The organism is Arthrobacter sp. UNC362MFTsu5.1, from assembly GCF_000685965.1.
In the GTDB taxonomy this organism is placed as follows: Bacteria; Actinomycetota; Actinomycetes; order Actinomycetales; family Micrococcaceae; genus Arthrobacter.
Genome location: NZ_JMLE01000019.1, coordinates 48,660 through 68,829 on the forward strand (window position 1 = coordinate 48,660; position 20,170 = coordinate 68,829).

The following is a 20,170-nucleotide window of genomic DNA, read 5'->3' on the forward strand; positions in this document are numbered from 1 at the left end:
GGAGGCCGATGTGCGCTGCCTCCCGTGGCGGAAGAGTGGAAAGCAACACCACACCACCACGAAAGGAACCACGTGTTTCTAGCCATTCGCGATCTCCGCTTTGCCAAAGGACGCTTCGCCCTGATGGCAGCGGTCATCGCCCTGATCACCTTGCTGCTTGTGATGCTCTCGGGACTGACCGCCGGCCTGGGCAACCAGTCAACGTCGGCGATCGCCGGGCTGCGGACCGACCAGATCGTCTTCGGCGCCCCGGCCGGCACTCCGGCCAAGGCGTCGTTCACCGAGTCGGAAGTGACCCGGGAGCAGCTGGCTGCCTGGTCCGCGCGGGACGGCGTTGCCGGGGTGGAGGCGCTGGGCATCAGCCAGGTCCGGGCGCAGGCCGTTGGCTCAGCCGGTGCGCCGGGCGGCACCGCAAACGTGGCCGTTTTCGGCGGAAGCAACGGTTTGTCCGCGGGCCCGGGCCGTCTCCTGCCAGATCCCGCGGGTGACGGAACGGTTGTGGTGGGCGAAACCCTCGCAGCGGACCTGCACCTCAGCCCTGGCAGCCTTCTGGCAGTGGGCGGCCTTGAACTTGCCGTTGCGGGCATCGTCCCGGACCAGTGGTATTCACACACCGGCGTGGTCTGGACGTCCTTGAATGACTGGCGCCAACTGGCCCGCATTGGCAGCGGATCGGTGGGCACCGTACTGGCGGTGACGTTCGACGCCGGCGCCCAGGTTGATGTGGACGCCGCCAATGCTGCGGCCGGGACGGTCAGTGCCACCCGTGACGGTTCGTTCCAGGCCCTCGGATCCTTCAAGAGCGAGAACGGCTCGCTGATGATGATGCAGGCGTTCCTGTACGGCATCTCCGCCCTCGTGATCGTGGCGTTCCTGACGGTGTGGACCGTTCAACGGACCCGGGACATCGCCGTGGTCAAGGCCATGGGCGGCTCGCCCGGCTACGTACTCCGGGATGCCATGGGACAGGCCGTGATGGTGCTGGCCGCAGGGACAATTGCCGGCGGCGGAACGGGCCTGCTCGGCGGCTTCGTGGCGGCGCAGGCGGCGCCGTTCCTGCTCACCCCGGCCACCACGCTGGCGCCCGTCGCCGGCATCCTGCTCCTGGGCCTGTGCGGCGCCGCAGTGGCCGTCCGCGGCGTCACGAGGGTTGACCCCCTCCTTGCCCTCGGCGGCAACTGACTCTCCCCCGTGGTCCCCTCCACACGTATATTCCTTGAAAGGCATACTCCATTGGATACCCCGCTCAACCTGGTCAACGTAACGCTCGAGTACCCGGACGGAGACACCACCCTGAAGGCGCTGGACTCCGTGAACCTCGCACTCGGCGCAGGGGAGTTTCTCGCCCTCGTAGGACCGTCCGGATCCGGCAAGTCCTCCATGCTTGCAGTCTCGGCGGCGCTCATCCGTCCCACGTCGGGCGTGGTGACCATCGACGGGCAGGAGGCCACCGGCCTGCGGGACGCTGAGCTGACAGCACTGCGCAGGGAGCGGATCGGCATCATCTTCCAACAGCCGAACCTTCTACCGTCCCTGACCGCGGCCGAACAGCTCCTCCTGGCCGATCATCTGCGCGGGAAACCCCTGGCTGCGGCCCGCACGCGGGCCGCGGAACTTCTGGACGTCGTCGGACTCGGTGCCGTGCGGGACAAGCGCCCGCATCAGCTTTCCGGCGGACAGCGTCAACGCGTCAACATAGCCCGCGCCCTGATGGGCCGCCCCAAGGTCCTCCTGGTGGACGAACCCACCGCGGCCCTGGACCACGAGCGGAGCGGAGCGATTGTCCGGCTCCTGCGCGAGGTCACGGACGAATTCAACGTGGCCACCGTGATGGTCACCCACGACACCGAATTTGTGCCGATGACGGACCTGGTTGCGAGCATGCGGGATGGGCGGATTTCTGCCCTTCAGCCTGCCAAGGCCCCTTCACGGGCGTCATCGTAGGCTTCCCTGGCGTCCAGAATGCTGGGGACATTTGACTCGGCCCATTCCCTGAGCACGGTGAGCGGGCCCAGGAGGGACACCCCCAGGTCCGTCAACTGGTAATCGACGCGGGGCGGGACCTGGGCGAACACCGTTCTGGTGATCAGGCCGTCCCGTTCCAGCGTCCTGAGCGTCTGGGTGAGGACCTTGGGGGTGATGACGTGGACGTGCTTGCGCAATTCGGAGAAACGGACCGGTCCGTTGGCCAGGACCTGCACCACCAGGGAGGCCCACTTGTCACCGACCCGCTGAAAGACAACCCGTGAGGGGCACTTCGGATCCATGATGTCTCCGCCCGGCCAGGCGTCAAGCTGGTTCGTATCGATGAGGCATCCTCGTTTCTTTCGCGCCCCTAGGTATCCTAGAGATACTGTGAATTTCTACGATACCCAGTGCGAGGAGCGGCATGAAAATCGCGGTGTACGGCGCCACCGGTATGGTGGGCGGTCAAATCGTCAAGGAATCGCTGCGGCGGGGCCACGAAGTCACCGCTATTTCGCGGACCGGCGCCGCACTCCCCGGCGCCACGGCCTGCAGCGCAGAACTGGCGGACACACGTATGTTCGCCAGCATTGCCAGCGATCACGACGCCGTGGTGCTGGCCACGGTGCCCAGCCGCACGGGCGGTGATCATGGCGAATGGCTGGCTGCCATGAAGGCAGCCTTCGGCAGTGCCGGTGCGACGCGCCTGCTGGTGGTAGGGGGCGCGGGCGCTCTGCAGATTAACGGTGTGCGCCTGTGTGATTCCCCCGAGTTCCCTGAGCCCTACCGCCCCGAAGCCCGCACCATGGCCGCCGCCTACGATGAAATTCGATCTGCTCCGGAGTCCCTTGACTGGACCATGCTTGCGCCCGCTCCCGTCATGCAGCCGGGCATCCGCAGCGGCAAGTATGTGACGGCGGACGACTCACCCGCCGGCCGGTCCATCACCACCCAGGACTTTGCCGTGGCAATGCTGGACGAGCTGGAAAATCCGTCCCACCATCGGGCACGCTTCACGGTAGCGAACACGGATGCCAATGCTGTTGGCGAGCCGGGGTACCCCGTTTCCTGATCCGGAGGTGCCCCGGCACTCGGCCACGCGCCACCGCCTAGGGCCCTGGGCGCCTGGAGCCCTGGGGCTAAAGACCGAGCCGGGGAAGCGGCAAACCGAATATGTCTTTGAGGGCATATTTAGCGGCGTGGAAGCCCGGCATGCCGGTAACGCCGGGGCCAGGCGGGGTGGAGGAGGAACACAAGTACACGCCCGGCAGGGGAGTTCGCCACGGGACGGGACTGACCACGGGCCGCTGTACCAGTCCGCGGAGATCCATCAGCCCCGCCGCGAAGTCGCCGCCCACGTAGTTCTGGTTGTATTCCGCCAGTCCGGCCGCCGTCGTCACCTGCACCTGCACCACAAGGTCCCGGAAACCAGGGGCAAAACGTTCCAGCTGCGCCGTCACCGCCTCAGCCATATCCACGGTTGACCCGGCGGGGACATGGCAGTACGTCCACAGGATGTGCCGTCCTTGCGGGGCGCGGGAATCGTCAAACCGCGAAGGCTGGGAGACCAGGACGTAGGGACGATCCGGGTGCTTTCCGGCGGCCACTTGGTTTTCGGCTTCGGCCATCTCTGCGCGCGTGCCGCCCACATGGACCGTGCCGGCATCGGCCAATTCTGCCGCCTGCCACGGAACCGGTCCGGCGAGGATGAAATCGACCTTGCAGGCGGCGTTGCCGAACCGATAGGAGGCCAGGGAGCGGCGGTACCCGGCGGGCAGGCTGTCCCCGGCCAGCCTGAGCAGTGCCGGGGGAGCGATATCCAGGAGTGTCGCCCTGACGGCCGGCAGTTCCGCCAGGGAATCGATCCGCCGGCCGGTTTCCACCGTCCCGCCATGCGCTTCAATGTCCCGGACCATGGCACTGGCGATGGAAGCGGACCCGCCCACCGGAATGGGCCAGCCTTGCGCATGCGCCAGCGTCCCCAGCATGAGCCCCGCACCGGCGGGCGCCAGCGACGGCAGGGCGCCCACGGAGTGCGCGGCAACACCCGTCAGGAGGGCCGGTGCCAGATCGTCCCTGAATCTGGCGTTCCACGCCGCTGAGCCCTGCTCAAGGGTCCGCAGCCCGAACAAAACGGCGGCAACGGGGTCGTGCGGAATCCGCAGGAGCTGGTTCAGGGTGAAGTCGGCAACGCCGGCGGCCCGGGCGACGAGGGGTGCCATCAGGCGGCGGTACGCGGGGCCGTCCCGTCCTAGCCCCGCAGCAGTGCGGTCCAGGGAGCGGTACGCCAACGCGGCCCTGCCCCCGTCCAGGGGCGACGCGAAGGAAAGCTCCGGCGTGATGAGGTCGATGCGCCGCGCCAGCTCGAAGTCTTGAAAGAACGGGGAGGCAAGCGCCATGGGCTGGACTGCCGAGCAGATGTCGTGCAGGTGGCCGGGCTGCATCAATTCGGAGGTCCGAAGGCCGCCGCCTGGAGTGGCAGCCTCCTCAAACACCTGCACCTTGAGGCCGGCGCGGGCCATGGTCACCGCTGCCGCCAGGCCGTTGGGACCGGAGCCGACGACGGCGACGTCAGGCATCGCTGGCCGCCCGCCGCCAGGGGAGCACCGATGCGGCCGGATTCGCCGGATCCAATCGCAACCAGTCGGGTGCGCCGTCGAACGGCCCTCCTTGGGGATCGTCCAATGAGTGGCGCCGGATGATGTCGTAGCCGGGGTCCCAGATATCCCAGGCGACCCGGACCATCAGGTACGCGGTGGCAATCATGTGCAGGCCCACCGCCAGCACGTAGTAGGGCATGTCGATGTTGTGCTGCGTCGGGCCGCCGCTTGTCACCTGCCCCAGGTACATCCAGACCGCCGCCCAGTGCAGGCCTTCGATGCCCTGCCAGATCAGGAAATCGCGCCAGCGCGGGCGGGCCAGGGCCAGGAGGGGGACCAGCCAGATGACGAACTGGGGTGAGTACACCTTGTTGGTCAGGATGAACGCCGCAACGATCAGAAAAGCCAGCTGGGCGAGCCTGGGGCGTCGCGGTGAGGTCAGCGCCAGCAAGGCAATGAGCACGCAGCTGATGAGGAACAGGTTGAGGGCGAGGGTGTTGATCGCCTCGGGCCCGAGGGGCGTCCATTGCAGCCGCCCGGCCACCAGGTTGTAGGCGAACCAGGGGGAGCTGTAGCCGGCCGGGCGGTCCTCGGTGAACTGGTAGAAGTACTTCCAGCCGGAGGGGTTCATTGCAGCGATGGGAAGGTTGATGGCTAGCCACGCGGCGGCGGCCGCGGCGGCGGTGACCAGCAGGGGCCGGATCTTTCCGGTCCGCAGCGCCAGCAGCAGGATCGCTCCGAAGACCAGGACCGGATACAGCTTGGTGGCCGTGCCCAGGCCGATCAGCACGCCGGCCAGCACCAGCCGGTCACGGGCGAAGAAGTACATCCCGACGGCCAGCAGGCACACGGCCCACATGTCCCAGTTGATCACCCCGGCAAGGATGATGCCGGGGGCCACTGCCACCATGGCGGCGTCCCACGGCCGGCGCCGGCTCATGCGCGCGGTTGCCAGGACCGTGACGATCCAGACGGCGGCGATGAGAGTGGCATTGACGTCGAAGTAGCCGAGAATGCGCGCATCGGTGGCGCCCTGCCCCGGGACCAGCATGGCAGTCAGGCCGGCAATGATTCCCATCAGGACGGGATATTCGAAGAAGCTGCCTTCACTGAAGAAGGGAAAAGTGCCGTCGCCCAGTCCGCGGTTGCGGAAGAGTTCCGGGAAATCCGAATAACAGGTGGAGTAGAACTGGCCTGGCGACTCCCAGCCGTTCGCGCGGCAGTAGTTCTTGACCATGATGCTTGCCAGGGCGGCCAGAACCGTAAGGATGATCAGGACGCGTTCAACGGTGAATATACCCGGCGAGACGACTCCGGGTTCAGCCCGGCGCCCCATGGGCCCGCCGATCAGCTCGGTGAAGTTCCTGAGCAGGAGGTCACTTCGGCTCGGGATAACCAGGCGGGACCGTTTCCGGTGCGCCGGCGGCATTGTCTCCTGCATTCCTCGAGCTTACCGTCGCAGTTGCGCACCAGCCGTCCCGGCTTGGCGGTGTACCGGCCAACAAAAAGCCCACGCGTCGCCGCGTGGGCTTTTTGTGCATGAATCTTGCTCGCCGCCATTGGTTCTCCTGGATTTTTCCGTTACCGGCTGCAGCTCGGTACTGAAGGGAACGACGATCGTTTGCTCAGCGAAGGACGCCGCCCATCTGGTGCAGGACGACATACACGTCTTCACGGTTCTGGTCGAGGAGCTGGCCGTTGAACAGCGTCTTCTCCTTCAACGCCGGCTGCCAGCCAAAGCGCAGAACGCGCCGGAGCCATTTCATCGTGGGTACCTCCTTCCGGGGTGTTGTCAGGCGTCGTCGGCCGCGGTCGACTTGTTGCATGGTGCTGGCGGTGCTGCTCACGTGTGGTCCTTTGATGTGTGGTTGTGCCCGGAATTGGGCATGACAAATAAAGCCAATTAATTAACGGAATTAATGGCACTAAATTAGGCATGGAAATGCCCGGTGAATTAGCTCCGGCATAAAGACCAAAGCAGATGATGGATTTCGCTACGCGAAGAGTGGCCCCAGAGGCAGCTACGCCGCAGACCCCAACAAGAAGCGGGGTTCTGAACTATGGGGTGTTGCGTAACCGCATGGGGCCCGCCTACGGATGACTGCCGGGAGCTTCCTGAATCGGGAAGCCGTTACCAGGATTCGGCCGGGAGGCCGGAATCGCTAGGTTAGGAGGCGGTCACTCCGTGAAAAGGGCGCGTGGCAGCAACTGAGGCCGGGGTGGCGGTGATGGTCATCTTCCATCCGCTAGTCAAAGTAATCATTTTTCCCAACCTCCTTTTCTGTTCTGCCGCTGTTCGGTTGACTAACCGGACAGCACGCGCCGACGACCCTGGCAAAACGCACTGGAGTCAGGAATAAAATTACACCAGCAATGGAGCATTTGACTAGTGAATTTAAGCAATTCCCGGAAATATTTGATAAATCGTCTTTATAGTCCCCAGCGGACCACGGCCGGGGTCCTCTTGTCCCATCCCAGCGTGCAGACTTTCGCCGTCCCCAGGATGAAATGCCGGCCCTCGTGCGGGTCCAGTCCCAACCAGCGTGCGGTCAGGATCCTGGAGAAGTGTCCGTGGGCCACAATCAGTACGTTGTCCAGTCCGGATTCGAGCACGCGGGCCACGATCTTGTCCGCCCGGGCAGCCACTTCCTCAAGGGCCTCGCCGTTGGGCACGCCGTGGGTCCAGATCAGGTATTCCGGGTTGTCCTTGCGGATCAGGTCGGAACTGATGCCTTCGTAGTCGCCGTAATTCCATTCCACTGCAAGGGGTTCCTGTTCAGCGTCGGGGAATCCCGCAAGTTCCGCCGTCCGGCGTGCCCGCCGCAGGGGGGAGGTCAGCACCAGGTCGAAGTCAACGCCGTCGAGAATCTTCCGCGCCTCCACGGACTGCTGCTCGCCCTCCACCGTCAAGGGCAGATCGGTGAGTCCGGTGTACTGGCCGCTCTTGGACCATTCAGTCTCACCGTGGCGCAGGATCCAAAGCTGGGGGCGTGCGGTGCTGTTAGCTGAAATCACTTATGACTCCTCAGTAGTGGAAAGTTCGACGCCGGCGGCCGGCTGCTGTTCTGCGGCCTCGGGCTGGCCTGCCCACCACTCCCGCAGCCTGGCCTCTGCCACTGCGGGATCGAGCGGGCCGTGCTCCATGCGCTCGTCAAGCAGGAATTTGTAGGCCTTGCCCACCACCGGCCCGGGCTTCAGCCCGAGCAGGGCCATGATCTGGCCGCCGTCAAGGTCAGGCCGCACAGCTTCCAGCGATTCCTGCTCGCGCAGCGCCGCAATGCGCGCCTCGAGGTCGTCATAGGCGAAGGAAAGCCTGTCGGCCTTGCGCTGGTTGCGTGTGGTCACATCAGACCGCGTCAGCCGGTGCAGGCGCTCCAGGAGGGGTCCGGCGTCCGTCACGTAGCGGCGGACCGCGGAGTCGCTCCACCCGGCCTCGCCGTAGCCGTAGAAGCGCATGTGCAGCTCGACCAGCCGCGCCACGGCCTTGATGGTGTCGTTGTCGAAGCGGAGGGCCTTCATCCGCTTCTTGGTCAGTTTGGAACCCACCATGTCGTGGTGGCGGAAGCTCACGGCACCGCCCGGTTCGAAACGGCGCGTCGCCGGCTTGCCGACGTCGTGCATGAGGGCAGCAAACCGCAACACAAAATCGGGGCCGGGCACGGCGCCGTCGGAATCCGTTTCCAGGGATGCGGCCTGCTCCAGCACCTGCAGGGAATGCTGGTAAACGTCCTTGTGGCGGTGGTGTTCGTCGGCTTCGAGCCGCAGCGCGGAAACTTCCGGCAGGACGAATTCGGCCAGTCCGGTGTCCACCAGGAGGTCGATGCCCACGCGGGGGTGGGATCCGCAGATGAGCTTCACCAGTTCCTCGCGGATACGCTCCGCGGAAATGATGGTGATCCGTTCCGCCATCCGGGTCATGGCCTCCTTCACGTCTGCACGGACGGCCACACCTAGCTGCGAGGCGAAGCGGGCCGCCCGCATCATGCGCAGCGGGTCATCGGAAAAGGACGACTCCGGCGAACTTGGCGTGGCCAGCAAGGAGGCATGGAGGTCGCGGACGCCGCCGAACGGATCAACCAGCTCCATCGAGGGCAGCCGCAGCGCCATCGCGTTAATGGTGAAGTCCCGGCGCAGGAGGTCATCCGTGAGGGATGAACCGAACGCGACGACCGGCTTGCGCGACTCCGGGTCGTAGGCCTCGGCACGGTAGGTGGTGATTTCGATCTGGAAGCCGGACTTCCGCATTCCGATGGTGCCGAATGCCCGTCCGATCTCCCAGAAGTTGTCCGCCCATTTCTTGATCAGCGCCAGGGTCTGGTCCGGCGTGGCGTCCGTGGTGAAGTCCAGGTCAGGGGAGAGCCTGCCCAGGAAGAGGTCACGAACGGGACCGCCCACCAGCGACAATTCGTGGCCGGCGTCGACGAAGCGCTGCCCGAGCTCCAGGACCACCGGGTCCACCTGGAAATCGACGGTGTGCGGGTCGGACTTTTGATGTGCGTGCGCCATAGTTACTTAAGCTTGTCAGAAAACCACGCCAACAAGCACCAATCGGGGCCGCCTAACCGCGCCGTTACACCGTTGCTTCGGGAATCTACGTCACACGCAGTCCACTTTCTTGTCATGTTCCGGTCATCAGGAACGGGCAAGAGTCGTTAGAGTGGACTTCATGGCCCATCCCGTACCGAGTGCTCCTGGCAGGAGGACAAACCCACCGTTGCCGTCGGCAATCGGTGCCCATGTCGCGCCCGCCCAGCACCCGGGACCGGCCTCGCTGCCCACCGTTGAGGAAATCTCCGCCGGCGGCGTTGTTGTTGATACGTCCGACGGCGAACTGAGGGTTGCGATCATCGCCCGCCTTAACCGCGGGGGTCGCCTCGAGTGGTGCCTGCCGAAGGGCCATCCGGAGGGCAAGGAAAAGAACGAGGAAGCGGCCGTCCGCGAGATCGCCGAGGAAACCGGCATCAGCGGAAACATCCTGGCCCCGCTGGGCAGTATCGACTACTGGTTTACCGTCAGCGGGCACCGCGTCCACAAGACCGTCCACCACTACCTGCTCCGGGCCACGGGCGGCGAGCTGACTATCGAAAACGATCCCGACCAGGAAGCCGTGGATGTCGCCTGGGTGCCCATCCAGGAGCTCGCCCGCAAGCTGTCTTTTCCGAATGAGCGCCGCATCGCGGACCTCGCCAGGGAAGTCCTGCCGGAACACCTCTGAGGTTCTGTGACTGATTCCAAGACTGTCCAGCCAAGCGAAGCCCGCTCCAGTGCCGTCATGGCGGCCGGAACCCTCGTCTCCCGGTTCCTGGGCTTCGGCAAGACCTGGATGCTGGGTGCAGCCCTTGGCCTCGGCTCCACGGTCAATGACACCTTCATCAATGCCAACAACCTGCCCAACCTGATCTTCCTCCTCGTGGCCGGTGGTGTGTTCAACGCCGTCCTGGTTCCCCAGATCATCAAGGCCAGCAAGGCCCCGGACAGGGGAGCGGACTACATCAGCCGCCTGCTCACCCTGGCTGTCCTGGTGCTTCTCAGCCTGACGCTGCTGGTGACCCTCCTGGCTCCATGGGTCATTGAGCTGACCACGCAGGGGTATTCGGCCGAACAGAAATCACTCGCGGTGTCCTTCGCGTTCTGGTGCCTGCCGCAGATCTTCTTTTACGGCCTCTATGCCCTGCTCACGCAGGTGCTGAACGCCAACGGGGCGTTCGGACCGGCCATGTGGGCGCCCATCCTGAACAACATCGTGGCCATCGCCGGCCTGGGCATGTTCATCTGGATCCTCGGGGCCAACGTCACCAATCCGCACACCCTGGACAACTGGGGACCCACCCAGACGTTCCTGGTGGCCGGGTTCTCCACCATCGGCGTGGTGGCCCAGACCGCCATCCTGCTGATTCCTGTATTCCGCCTCCGGCTGGGACTCCGCCCAAAGTTTGGCTGGCGCGGCGTGGGCCTGGGGCAGGCCGCAAAGCTAAGCGTCTGGACGCTCCTTACTGCCGCCGTCGGCCAGCTCGCCTTCCTGTACGTGATGCGCATTGCCACCATTCCGGGTACCGAACGCCTGCGCCTCGAGCGTGCCGGGGATCCGGCGGCCGGTTTCCTGCCGGGAAACGCCGTGCTGGAAGTTGCCAGCCAGCTGTACCTGCTGCCGCACTCGATCATCGCCCTCTCACTGGCCACCGTTCTGTTCAACAGGATGACGCGGGCCTCCCAGGACGGCGACAGGGGGGCCCTGCGGGACGCCCTGTCCCACGGCTTGCGGACCATGGCGGTGGCCACGGTTTTCGGTGCGCTGGCTCTCTTCGCGCTGGCCGGCCCGCTAGGCATGTTCTTCTCCGGCGGCAAGGTGCAGGACGGCGTGATGCTCGCGCAGACCCTGACCATCCTGGCCCTCAGCACGCCGTTCATGAGCGCCAACTTCATGATGTCCAGGGTCTTCTACGCCAACGAGGACGCCCGCACTCCCTTCTACATCCAGCTGGTCCTGGCGATCGTCAACGTGGTGGCGGCCTTCGCCATCCAGTTCCTGCCGTACGACCAGATCATTTTTGCCATCGCCATCCTGTACACGGGCGGGAATATCCTGTCCGTGATTGTGAGTGCGCACTTCCTCCGCCGCCTGCTGGGGCACCTTGACGGCCCCCGCATCGCCAATTCGTACATCCGGATGGGCTACGCGGCTTTGGGGTCCGCCGTGGCCGGCGCCGGTGCGCTGTGGCTGATGGGCAGCTACAGTGCCGACGGTTTTGCCTGGAGCGGCCGGATCCAGGCCTTGGTGACCATCGTCGTCGTCGGGCCCGTGATGCTGGTGGCGTACCTGTTCCTGCTGAAACTTTTCCATGTCACCGAGCTTCGCGACCTGCTGCAGCCGCTTCTGGGCAGGCTGGGGCGGGGATCCGCGCCATCCGCACCGACGGGCGCTGCGGCGGATACGTCGCGGGACACCGCAGGACTCCGGGAACGCACGACGCCGGAGCGCGCCACCGTTTCGGTTGACACCGGCCTGATCCCCCGCATTTCCGGAGAGTTCGATGCGGCATCGTTCCGTGCGGGACCGCAGGTTGAGGAACCGGCACCGCACCATGACGAGCACCAAACCGCTTCCGCAGGCGAGTACCTCCCGTCCGAGGATGTACCCACCACCGCGCGGGGGGGCTTCATGCGCGAGGAAATACCGCTGCCCGGACGCCGCACCTTCCAGGGACCGGCCGGGCGCAACCCGCACTTCAGCGCACGGTCGGAAGGCCGGCGGAAGAAAAAGAGGTGAACTGGCGCGGTTTCACCGTGCCTGTCTCACACGGCCGTAACGCACCATCGGCTAGGATCAGAAGCTAACTAGGGTAGTAGTAACAGACCAGAAATTAACCGGCTAACCGGCGTATCCGCTTTCGCATGATTAAGGCGGGGATTCCCCGGGCAGTCTAGGAGGAACCCGTGTCCCACCCGATCGATGTTGGATCAGTGCTCGGCGGCCGCTACAAGGTCACCGCCACCGTATTGACCTCACACGACCATGATCTGGTGCTGGATGGTGTTGACCAGGTCCTCAACCGGCCGGTGAGCATCCTGGTTGCGGGTCCGGACAACGCGGAGCAGGTGGCCCAGAGCGCCCGCGAGGTGGCCACCGGTGAACGGCCCGGAAACGTGCAGATCCTCGACCTTGGCGTCAGCGAGTCCACTACCTACCTGATCACCAACCACACCTCAGCCGCCGATCTCCTGGACCTCGTGGTTGCCTCCAACCCGCCGTACGTGGAGCCCTTCTTCACGGACACGCTGGGCAGCGAAATCTTCGGTACCGCCCGGTCCCACGAGCCGGAAACCTATGACGGCCTGTACGACGAGGAAGAAGTCGACGCAGGCTACATCAACTACGGCAACAACCAGCCGGCCGGCCAGGACCGCAAACCTTCGTCCCCGCCGGTGGTCCCTCCCGTGGTGCCGCCCCGCACCGCGCCCGTTCGCCCGGCGTCGGCTCCCTCCGTCGGTTCCGCCGGATCCGACTCGGGCCAGGCACGCGGTCAGGGAGCCGGCGCAGCAGCAGCCGCCGGCGCCGCTGCTGGCGCTGCGGGGCTGGCCGCCGGTGGCGCAGCCGCAAGCAAAGCGTCCTGGGAACCCACCACTGCACCTCAGGCGACCACTCCGCAGCAGGCCGTACCTGCCGCACGGAACACGGAATCGCTCAATGCCCCGGCACCTGCAGCCGAATCACCCAAAGTCTCCCTGTGGGCGAACAACGACTATGACTACCCGGAAGAAGAGGCACCCTCCACCGGGCCGGCCAGGACTGCCCGTGAACGGATGGCAGCCACCTTCCCCGCATTCGCCGGCGGCGGCCGTGGCGACGAAACAGACGATTATTACGACGACGACGAGCCCCCGGAGCGCGAGCCGAGGTCAATGCGGTGGCTCGTGGGAGGGCTGCTCGCTGCCGTGCTGGTGGTAGGCCTCATCTTTGCCGTCTCCAACCTGGGGAGTCTGTTCAAGACCGAACCGCAGAGCAACCCCGCCCCCGGAACGACAAGCAGCGCGTCCCAGCCACAGTCCAGCGCCGAGCCGACAGCAAGCCAGTCCACCGCGCCGGCGGCAGGTCCGCCCGCCGTCGAGGGCGTCTCCCGCCTTGGCGACTTCGACTTTGCCGCCACCTACGATGGCGACCTTTCGAAGACGTTCGACGGCAATGCGGCAAGCTACTGGTCGGACATGGAGTTTGCCACGGACAACTGGGGCGGACTTGCTCCCGATGTTTCCCTGGTGGTGAAACTGAAGAGCCCCTCCAAGGTTTCGTCCATCACCCTCAGCCAGCTTGGCGGTTCCGGCGGCAATATCAGCGTGCTGACAAATGACCGTCCGTCCCTAGAAGGTGCCAAGCAGGTCGGGACCAACAGCTTTACCTCTCCGGATCTGACCATGCCGCTCCCGGAACCGGTCACAGCGCAGTACGTGATCGTGTCCATCAAGAACCTGCCCAAGCTGGCTGCACCGAAAACCCGCTTCGGCTACGGTCTCCGCCTCGGCGAGATCAAGGTTCAGTAGCGGCCCGACACCCGGCCGGCACGGGACAGCCACGGGCAGCAACACCTTCCGGGCCCGGTAACACGGCTTCTTCCGGAACGACTAGGCGGTACCCTGAGTGGTGGCGCCTTGTTGGCCTACCTCCATGCCCGGAATATTCAGGATCAACAATGGGTTGTGCCATGTGGCCGGCCAGCAAAAGCAGGCGCATCGACTAAGGAAGAGGTTCACCGTTCAGTGAGCACCGCAGAAAACACCGCGTCCCAAGTACGTGATGTCATCATCGTCGGCTCCGGCCCTGCAGGCTACACGGCTGCAGTCTATACGGCACGTGCCAACCTTAAGCCGCTGCTCCTTGCCGGTTCCGTCACGGCCGGCGGGGAATTGATGAACACCACCGACGTGGAAAACTACCCCGGTTTCCCTGAAGGCATCATGGGTCCTGACCTCATGGAGAACTTCGAGAAGCAGGCAGCCCGGTTCGGCACGGAGATCCAGTTCGAGGACGTCACCGCTTTGGACCTCGACGGCGACATCAAAACCGTCACCATCGCGACGGGGGAGACCTTCCAGGCCCGCGCCATCATCCTGTCCACCGGATCGGCTTACCGTGAGCTCGGCCTTCCGAACGAAAAGCGACTTTCAGGGCACGGCGTTAGCTGGTGTGCAACCTGTGATGGTTTCTTTTTCAAGGACCAGGACATCGCCGTCATCGGCGGCGGCGACTCGGCCATGGAGGAAGCACTGTTCCTCACCAAGTTCGCCAAGTCAGTCACCGTCGTGCACCGCCGGGACACGCTCAAGGCTTCAAAGATCATGGGCGACCGCGCACAGGCCCACGAGAAGATTAACTTCGTGTGGAACACCGCTGTCGAAGATGTCCTCGGCGGCGACAAGGTCACCGGCCTGAAGCTGAAGAACCTCGTGGACGGCAGCGAATCCGAACTTGCTGTCACCGGAGTCTTCGTGGCCATCGGAAACGATCCCCGCACCGAACTCATCAAGGACACGCTGGAGATCACCCCGGCCGGCACCATTGCCGTTGAGGGACGCAGTTCCAAGACGAGCGTCAAGGGTGTGTTCGCTGCCGGCGACGTCGTGGACCCCACCTACCGCCAGGCCATCACCGCCTCCGGCTCGGGCTGTGTCGCAGCCATCGACGTCGAGCACTACCTCGCAGATTTCCACGCCTAACAGCGCACTATTGATCCGAAGGGAAACAACAAAACAATGAGCAACGCGAAAGACGTAACCGACGCAAGCTTCAGAACGGATGTACTCTCGGCCGACAAGCCGGTCATCGTGGACTTCTGGGCAGAATGGTGCGGTCCCTGCCGCAAGCTTGGCCCCATCCTGGACGAAATCTCCGTTGAGTACAGCGAGAAGGTCAATGTCGTCAAGGTGAACGTGGATGACAACCCGGCAATCGCAGCCGAATATGGCATCACGTCCATTCCCGCCGTCTACCTGTTCCAGGGTGGCGAAGTGAAGAACACCGTTATCGGCGCCAAGCCGAAGCAGTTCTTTGAGAAGGAATTTGCTGACGTCCTCTCGTAGTACGTTGCCCGTCTAAGCGGCATCATGCGTAACCCGCAGTCCGGGTTAGCAGCAGCGGTGGCCATCACCTGAACAGGTGATGGCCGCCGCTTTTTGTTTCCCTGGTTTGAGGATTCTCGCTGGGGGCGGGCGAGGGTGGGCGGCTTCGCGGTTGCGGGGGCGGGGTCGGGCTGCTTCGCGGGCGGCGGGTAGGCTTCGCGGTTGCGGGTAGGCTTCGCGGGCGCGGGGGCGTCGCAGGCAGGGGCGGCGTCGAGCTGCCCGACCGGTAGATCGTGGTCGGGGGGGATGGCTGCGAACTGCCAAGCCGGCAGGCTAACGAGGGCGTCGGCGCGAAGGGCGGCGTCGAGCTGCCCGACCGGCAGATCGTGCGCGGTTGTGGCCGTCGTCGCAGGTGACGGCGGCTGCGAGCTGCGCGACGGCACGCACGCGGGCAGGGGAGCCTCTCCGCGAGCCGCGACGGGGTGGTTCCCGACCTACTGCCGTCCAGCGAAACCCTGCACGCGCGATGGAAACTGCCATAGTAACTTTGGCCGGTTGTTTCGAATAGATAACTTGTTCAGAGCTGGATCTCGATGCGAATTCCCTTGCTTGGCTTACGGGAGGGTGTCCTGGGGGATTGCTGTCTGCTCAGATGTTGCGGTGTTCCCGGTCAACTAGTGGTTATCTTGGGTAGCTGATCAGGTCAGACTATGATCTGATCTTGCAGCCGACACCCACCGGCTGATGGACCCGCTTCCAAATCTGAGATTGTTTCACGTGAAACGCTGCGCCTCCTGTTCAGGAGGCCACATCATCTGGGGGATTCCAGATGGTGCTGGAGATGGAGTCTCGCCCTGACGGCGGGTGTTTGGAACTGCCAGGACCTCAGGGGCCGTAACTGCTGATCGCAGTCGACCGGGGCGGGTTCCCGCATCCGCGGAAAATTGTTTCACGTGAAACGCTCCGCAATGCTTTACGAAAACATGGCGAGACCCACCCGCTGATTACGGCGACATCGCGCGATCCCGCGAAGGAGTTCGTCGGGTCAACCTTCTTTCAACCCGGTGAAAGCACTGCCAAACTCAGACTCTGTTCTTCCCGCGGGAACAAACCCACCCTGAGGTCGTGGGCCACCAGCGTACCGGTCACCGATTCCGGTCCGGTTCACATTGAGCGCCGGCCGCCTTCGATCCTCGCTGCCTATACACGGTATCCCAGCGCCATCATCGCCACGATGCCTACACCTGACAGTGGGCGAGGCTTTGTGTGGGCCAAAGGGATCGTCCTCTGCCGACCCAAGGAATGCCAGAGACAGACTCGCTCTACGCCCTCACGCAGGTGCGGGATTTCAATGCGCCATCGACCAGGCCGGAGAATACAACCGGCAGCGGCCGATCGGCCTCCCAAATGCGCCGCGAACTCGGCAAGTCAGTGCATAGGAAGCTTCATTCTGGCTATAAGCCAGACCGCAAGGGCGGGAACAACTTTCCCTCCAACATCCTCCAACTGGTCGAATTCCACACGAATCGGATGCCTCACTCCTGCACCAGAGCGGGCAACAAAGGGCTCGATTTGTAGGGGGAGTCATCGAAATCTGAAGGTAGACGCAACATGATCGCCCGCGGGTCGCGCTTGTTCACAGTCTAGATCTGACCCGTCACGCGAATTCAGCTAGCAACCCCTGGCGAGTCGTGTCTCGAGTCGCGCGTCCCAGGTCCGGAGTATTCGAATCGAAGCCTCGTATGCCGGCACCAAATTGACCCCGACTAGACTGTCTCCGGGGAGTACCTGAGCAATCTCTCCGGCGGCATGCCTGAACTCATGATTCCCAGACGGGTGAGGTAATCACCACTAGCGTCATTACGATGCGCCCGTCGGGATCATTGCTGTTTCACGTGAAACATCCAAGGGTGAGAGACTTCGACCTCGAACTTCCACCATTGTGATCCCCGCCCTCCTGCAATCCGTGGACCATTCGGATGAGTCCAATTGAGTAAGCGCTGAATGTTGGCAGTCGTCTTTGCCGGATTTCAACGGTCCGCTCACGTACTCCTGGACCATTCCGCGTACTCATGTCATGACCAGCGACTGCCACAATGGGCGTCATTCGGAAGGACACCCAGCGTCTGGGACGACAAGGGCGAGCACTGCCGAACACAGAGAGCGTTGGGAGTGCAGCAATTCCGTTAGGGAGGACGCCCCCTGCATTGATGCACAGCCGTCGAGCTTCGCCAATCGTCCCGGCTTGCTCTGCCTACGGGGGTCCGGACAGGAACCAGGCGTACCCGCACCCTGGGGCTTCGGCGTAGTGGCGCACCAGGAAGTGAACTTAAGACGACTAACGGAAGCCCCTGCTGCTCCGGCCCGCCTTCCTGATTGCTCCTGTTTCACGTGAAACATGGCCTCTCCTGGCCCTTAGTAACCAATCCAGTTTTCAATTCTCGTGTCCATCGATTCGAGCATTGACTCCCGCGCTCTTGGCAACTTCGCTACACCGACGCTAGAGAACTGATGACTATCTGAGGTGGGTCGCTCCGCCGTCGGCCCCCGTCCGCCCAAATCCGTTATCCCCACCTATGTGAGCCCCAGCTGCCAGCGCGAAGCACAGTGTCCGAAGAGAGCCGGGCGATGGGCCTGTCAGCTCAATACCCTGAAGTAGGTATCTGTCGCCGGTGAATCACATTTCGCGCCTCCGAAGGTGGACGCCACGGCGCCTCTCGGAATACCCACCTGCGCACTGGAGAAACGGTGTGCCGTCGGAGGTAGACCCGAAGGACGTCGTGCCGCCCGGACCTCACCACGCCTTTGACGCAGCGGGCCTCCGCCAGAAGAGTGAGTCTTCCCTCAACTAACCTCCAGCGACCCAATCCCGCAAGGCCAACAGCGACCATAACTACCCACCCCCATGACGGATACCCCCCAACCGTCAACCGCTGCGGGTAATAGCGCACTGCGCTGATTTGAAGGCCTGCGCGAACCAGGGGACAGTCAGCACCATAGCACCGGAGGGCGCCATGACCGGGACCTCGAAACTAGCTCATCCACCATAGGGACAAGGCACATCCCCGAAGAAACTCCCGGCCCGGCCTCTCCTGACCGTCGGCGACCCTGCGGGCTCCACTGCCATCCATCCCGGCCAGGCGCCCCCTAAGTGGACCCAGGACAGCAAGCCGACCGAGGATGGAGTGCCCCGGGAGCAAAGGAACCGATTCCCGCAGCAGGGCAGGAGAACACTGACCTGCCACTTGTGGGGCTTCCTCCTGACTGCCAAGTATTCTTCTGCGACGCCAGCCAGCCTGTCGCACCGGCACCTCGAACCGCACCATCAGAGGCTTGCACTATCAGAAGCCTGGACTACCGAAGAGCCGGCCGACTGTCCTTGTGTCTTCCATGGCCATCACCATCTCCGGAGCGGGGTTCGAGGCCACATCTCGGACTTGATATAGCTACGTGTTGATACCGCCGGCGCTGTCTTGGCCCTTGAGGACTGCCTGCGCTTCCCTCGTTTGCACGGGTGGTCATGAGGGTACGGCCGCCTCTTTTGCTGATTCGACCTACCTGGCACCTCGCGATCGTCCCGAAAGTGCCTACGACGAACGGTGAATTACGGAGTGGTGGCTGCCTCTGACCTTCCTAACGCGCGCGATGAAGACAAGTAGCGGCGAGGATTCTCCATCCGACTGTCGATGCAGAGTTGTCGCAGAGCAAGTGTTCGTCGAGTTTTTCCCCAAGTCCATTCGAATTGTCCACATATGATATCCACAGGTTTATCCACAGCACTTTCCACAAGGGGGTAGCTGTGATTTTCGCCATGATTTCTGGTCGACGCGATCCAGTGCCCCACGTGACAGGAGTCACTTAAAAAGTCCTAAGTGGCGCGAGGTTCAGGGTGGTAGAAATTGCCACCAAAAAACGAAAAAAGTGCCGAGATTCGGCGAGTTTGAGGCTTTTAGTGTCGAAATCGCCGCCCAATCGGCCACTTGTCATGTTTCACGTGAAACACGGGTATCCGTTGGCAGCGCTACGCCATGCCAGCTTTGAATGAACGACCCTGAAGCATCCCCACGATCGGGGGGGACCGATCCATTGTCCACAAAGTTATCCACAATGATATCCACCGGGTTATGCACCGGTCACCCCGCCATCGACGACCCTGTCAACGCGGCAGACAAGGCACCGATCGATTCATGCGGGCACCTAACAGCGGCCCCGTACGACGGCTCTCCACGTTGAACGCAGCCGTCGCTGGAGCTTTGAACTCGGCTTGTTACTGCGTGCAGATGAACAGGGGAGGGCCAGAAGGGTGCGACCGCGGGAGGAACTGACCTTCCGATCGGCGCAAGGTCACTCACCCCTGCGACATAGCCAGGCGAACCGGGGAGGTCATCCTGGCCCGGATGCTGCATCCAGCCATCGGCCCCACCTTTACGCGTGCCTCGAGCGTTCACTCAGGTGGAGCCGATCTCACCGTGCAGCTGCAGCACCATCGGGCAATCGCGGTCAGTCATGGCGGCCATGCCTGATGTCAGCACTTCCGCGGGGAGGAGCCGGGCGTTGAATCAGTCTCCATCGTCGACTGCGCGGCAACCATGGAGCACTTGTGGCAGCGACGCCCTCATCTCTCATCGCGCCTGCAGTCGGAATACACCTGACCTGATCTGACCTGACTAATCAGATTTTCGGACACTCCGGAACCTATCTGCGAACGTCCGGTTTCCAATGCACCATCCCAGTCTGACCGTAGCTCTTCCGCCGCAGGTTGACGAAGTCACAATGCCTAAGCAAAAGTTTCCGAGCTTCCCCCGGGCAGGACTCTGGCAACTCTTGTTGACCGGTTCCCCACATGACACCACCCGGCAGTAGTGCCCGGTATTCGGGGTGGGTTCACGGACGCATCGCAGAGGCACCTTCCGGGAGTCGGGAATGACAAATGTCGATGGTGACCTGGATTCACCGTCCACACCACGTTTCACGTGAAACATCAGCAGCTTTCCCATCAGGCGCAATGCGATTTGCTTAGCTCTAAAAGCTGGCGCGTCGGGGGAGCGCCCTAT

The 20,170-nt window shown here is 63.6% G+C and carries 14 protein-coding genes; 8 read left to right on the plus strand and 6 right to left on the minus strand.

The window, feature by feature from the left end; genetic code table 11:
* Positions 1 to 72 precede the first annotated feature (72 nt).
* Positions 73 to 1,182, plus strand: coding sequence for an ABC transporter permease (locus BS38_RS0116855; protein WP_028271863.1), 1,110 nt, complete (start codon positions 73 to 75; stop codon positions 1,180 to 1,182).
* Positions 1,183 to 1,233: 51 nt separating this feature from the next.
* On the plus strand, positions 1,234 to 1,944 hold the full coding sequence (locus tag BS38_RS25505; protein ID WP_043439041.1) for an ABC transporter ATP-binding protein: 711 nt from the start codon (positions 1,234 to 1,236) through the stop codon (positions 1,942 to 1,944).
* On the opposite strand, the gene BS38_RS0116865 is transcribed toward BS38_RS25505, so the two are convergent.
* The gene (locus tag BS38_RS0116865) at positions 1,908 to 2,267 is read right to left on the minus strand and encodes a winged helix-turn-helix transcriptional regulator (RefSeq protein WP_156037161.1); all 360 of its coding nucleotides are present in this window, start codon (positions 2,265 to 2,267) and stop codon (positions 1,908 to 1,910) included. The two genes, BS38_RS25505 and BS38_RS0116865, sit on opposite strands and share 37 nt — an antisense overlap.
* A 122-nt stretch (positions 2,268 to 2,389) precedes the next feature.
* Here BS38_RS0116865 and BS38_RS0116870 point away from each other — a divergent pair, with 122 nt between their 5' ends.
* Positions 2,390 to 3,037 carry an NAD(P)-dependent oxidoreductase gene (locus BS38_RS0116870; RefSeq protein ID WP_028271865.1) on the plus strand — a complete coding sequence of 216 codons (648 nt, stop codon included), beginning with the start codon at positions 2,390 to 2,392 and terminating at the stop codon, positions 3,035 to 3,037.
* Between the two features lie 67 nt (positions 3,038 to 3,104).
* Here the strand turns inward: BS38_RS0116870 and BS38_RS0116875 are convergent, their stop codons facing one another.
* The 5 genes from BS38_RS0116875 to BS38_RS0116895 form a co-directional block, all read right to left on the minus strand.
* Complete coding sequence (locus tag BS38_RS0116875) at positions 3,105 to 4,544, minus strand: phytoene desaturase family protein (protein ID WP_028271866.1); 1,440 nt, start codon at positions 4,542 to 4,544, stop codon at positions 3,105 to 3,107.
* The gene (locus tag BS38_RS0116880; protein ID WP_028271867.1) at positions 4,537 to 6,006 is read right to left on the minus strand and encodes a glycosyltransferase family 87 protein; all 1,470 of its coding nucleotides are present in this window, start codon (positions 6,004 to 6,006) and stop codon (positions 4,537 to 4,539) included. The genes BS38_RS0116875 and BS38_RS0116880 overlap by 8 nt, the downstream gene beginning before the upstream one ends.
* A 184-nt stretch (positions 6,007 to 6,190) precedes the next feature.
* On the minus strand, positions 6,191 to 6,412 hold the full coding sequence (locus BS38_RS27165) for a hypothetical protein (RefSeq protein ID WP_156037162.1): 222 nt from the start codon (positions 6,410 to 6,412) through the stop codon (positions 6,191 to 6,193).
* 583 nt (positions 6,413 to 6,995) lie between these two features.
* On the minus strand, positions 6,996 to 7,580 hold the full coding sequence (locus tag BS38_RS0116890; RefSeq protein ID WP_442853350.1) for a histidine phosphatase family protein: 585 nt from the start codon (positions 7,578 to 7,580) through the stop codon (positions 6,996 to 6,998).
* Positions 7,581 to 9,071: a CCA tRNA nucleotidyltransferase gene (locus BS38_RS0116895; protein WP_028271869.1), complete on the minus strand. Its 1,491-nt coding sequence runs from the start codon at positions 9,069 to 9,071 to the stop codon at positions 7,581 to 7,583. It lies immediately after the preceding gene.
* Positions 9,072 to 9,279: 208 nt separating this feature from the next.
* On the opposite strand from BS38_RS0116895, the gene BS38_RS0116900 reads away from it, so the two are divergent.
* The 5 genes from BS38_RS0116900 to trxA all read left to right on the plus strand — a co-directional run bounded on the left by BS38_RS0116900 (position 9,280) and on the right by trxA (position 15,137).
* Positions 9,280 to 9,780, plus strand: coding sequence for an NUDIX hydrolase (locus BS38_RS0116900; RefSeq protein WP_028271870.1), 501 nt, complete (start codon positions 9,280 to 9,282; stop codon positions 9,778 to 9,780).
* 57 nt (positions 9,781 to 9,837) lie between these two features.
* Entirely contained in the window at positions 9,838 to 11,832 is a 1,995-nt protein-coding gene (gene murJ, locus BS38_RS0116905; RefSeq protein WP_442853351.1) for a murein biosynthesis integral membrane protein MurJ, read from the plus strand.
* A 167-nt stretch (positions 11,833 to 11,999) separates the two neighbouring features.
* A complete protein-coding gene (locus BS38_RS27425) occupies positions 12,000 to 13,601 on the plus strand; it encodes an ABC transporter substrate-binding protein (protein WP_028271872.1) in 1,602 nt (533 codons plus the stop codon).
* Between the two features lie 216 nt (positions 13,602 to 13,817).
* Positions 13,818 to 14,774 (plus strand): thioredoxin-disulfide reductase, encoded by a 957-nt coding sequence (trxB, locus tag BS38_RS0116915; protein WP_028271873.1) that lies wholly within the window; start codon positions 13,818 to 13,820, stop codon positions 14,772 to 14,774.
* A 36-nt stretch (positions 14,775 to 14,810) separates the two neighbouring features.
* Positions 14,811 to 15,137, plus strand: coding sequence for a thioredoxin (gene trxA, locus BS38_RS0116920; RefSeq protein WP_028271874.1), 327 nt, complete (start codon positions 14,811 to 14,813; stop codon positions 15,135 to 15,137).
* Positions 15,138 to 20,170: the final 5,033 nt, after the last annotated feature.

What these genes read in the sequence shown, in the direction of transcription:
- BS38_RS0116895 (WP_028271869.1), bottom strand. Translation starts at nt 9,071, where the DNA reads ATGGCGCACGCACATCAAAAGTCCGACCCGCACACCGTCGATTTCCAG.
- murJ (WP_442853351.1), top strand. Translation starts at nt 9,838, where the DNA reads ATGGCGGCCGGAACCCTCGTCTCCCGGTTCCTGGGCTTCGGCAAGACC.
- BS38_RS0116870 (WP_028271865.1), top strand. Translation starts at nt 2,390, where the DNA reads ATGAAAATCGCGGTGTACGGCGCCACCGGTATGGTGGGCGGTCAAATC.
- BS38_RS0116865 (WP_156037161.1), bottom strand. Translation starts at nt 2,267, where the DNA reads ATGGATCCGAAGTGCCCCTCACGGGTTGTCTTTCAGCGGGTCGGTGAC.
- BS38_RS0116875 (WP_028271866.1), bottom strand. Translation starts at nt 4,544, where the DNA reads ATGCCTGACGTCGCCGTCGTCGGCTCCGGTCCCAACGGCCTGGCGGCA.
- BS38_RS0116880 (WP_028271867.1), bottom strand. Translation starts at nt 6,006, where the DNA reads ATGCAGGAGACAATGCCGCCGGCGCACCGGAAACGGTCCCGCCTGGTT.
- trxA (WP_028271874.1), top strand. Translation starts at nt 14,811, where the DNA reads ATGAGCAACGCGAAAGACGTAACCGACGCAAGCTTCAGAACGGATGTA.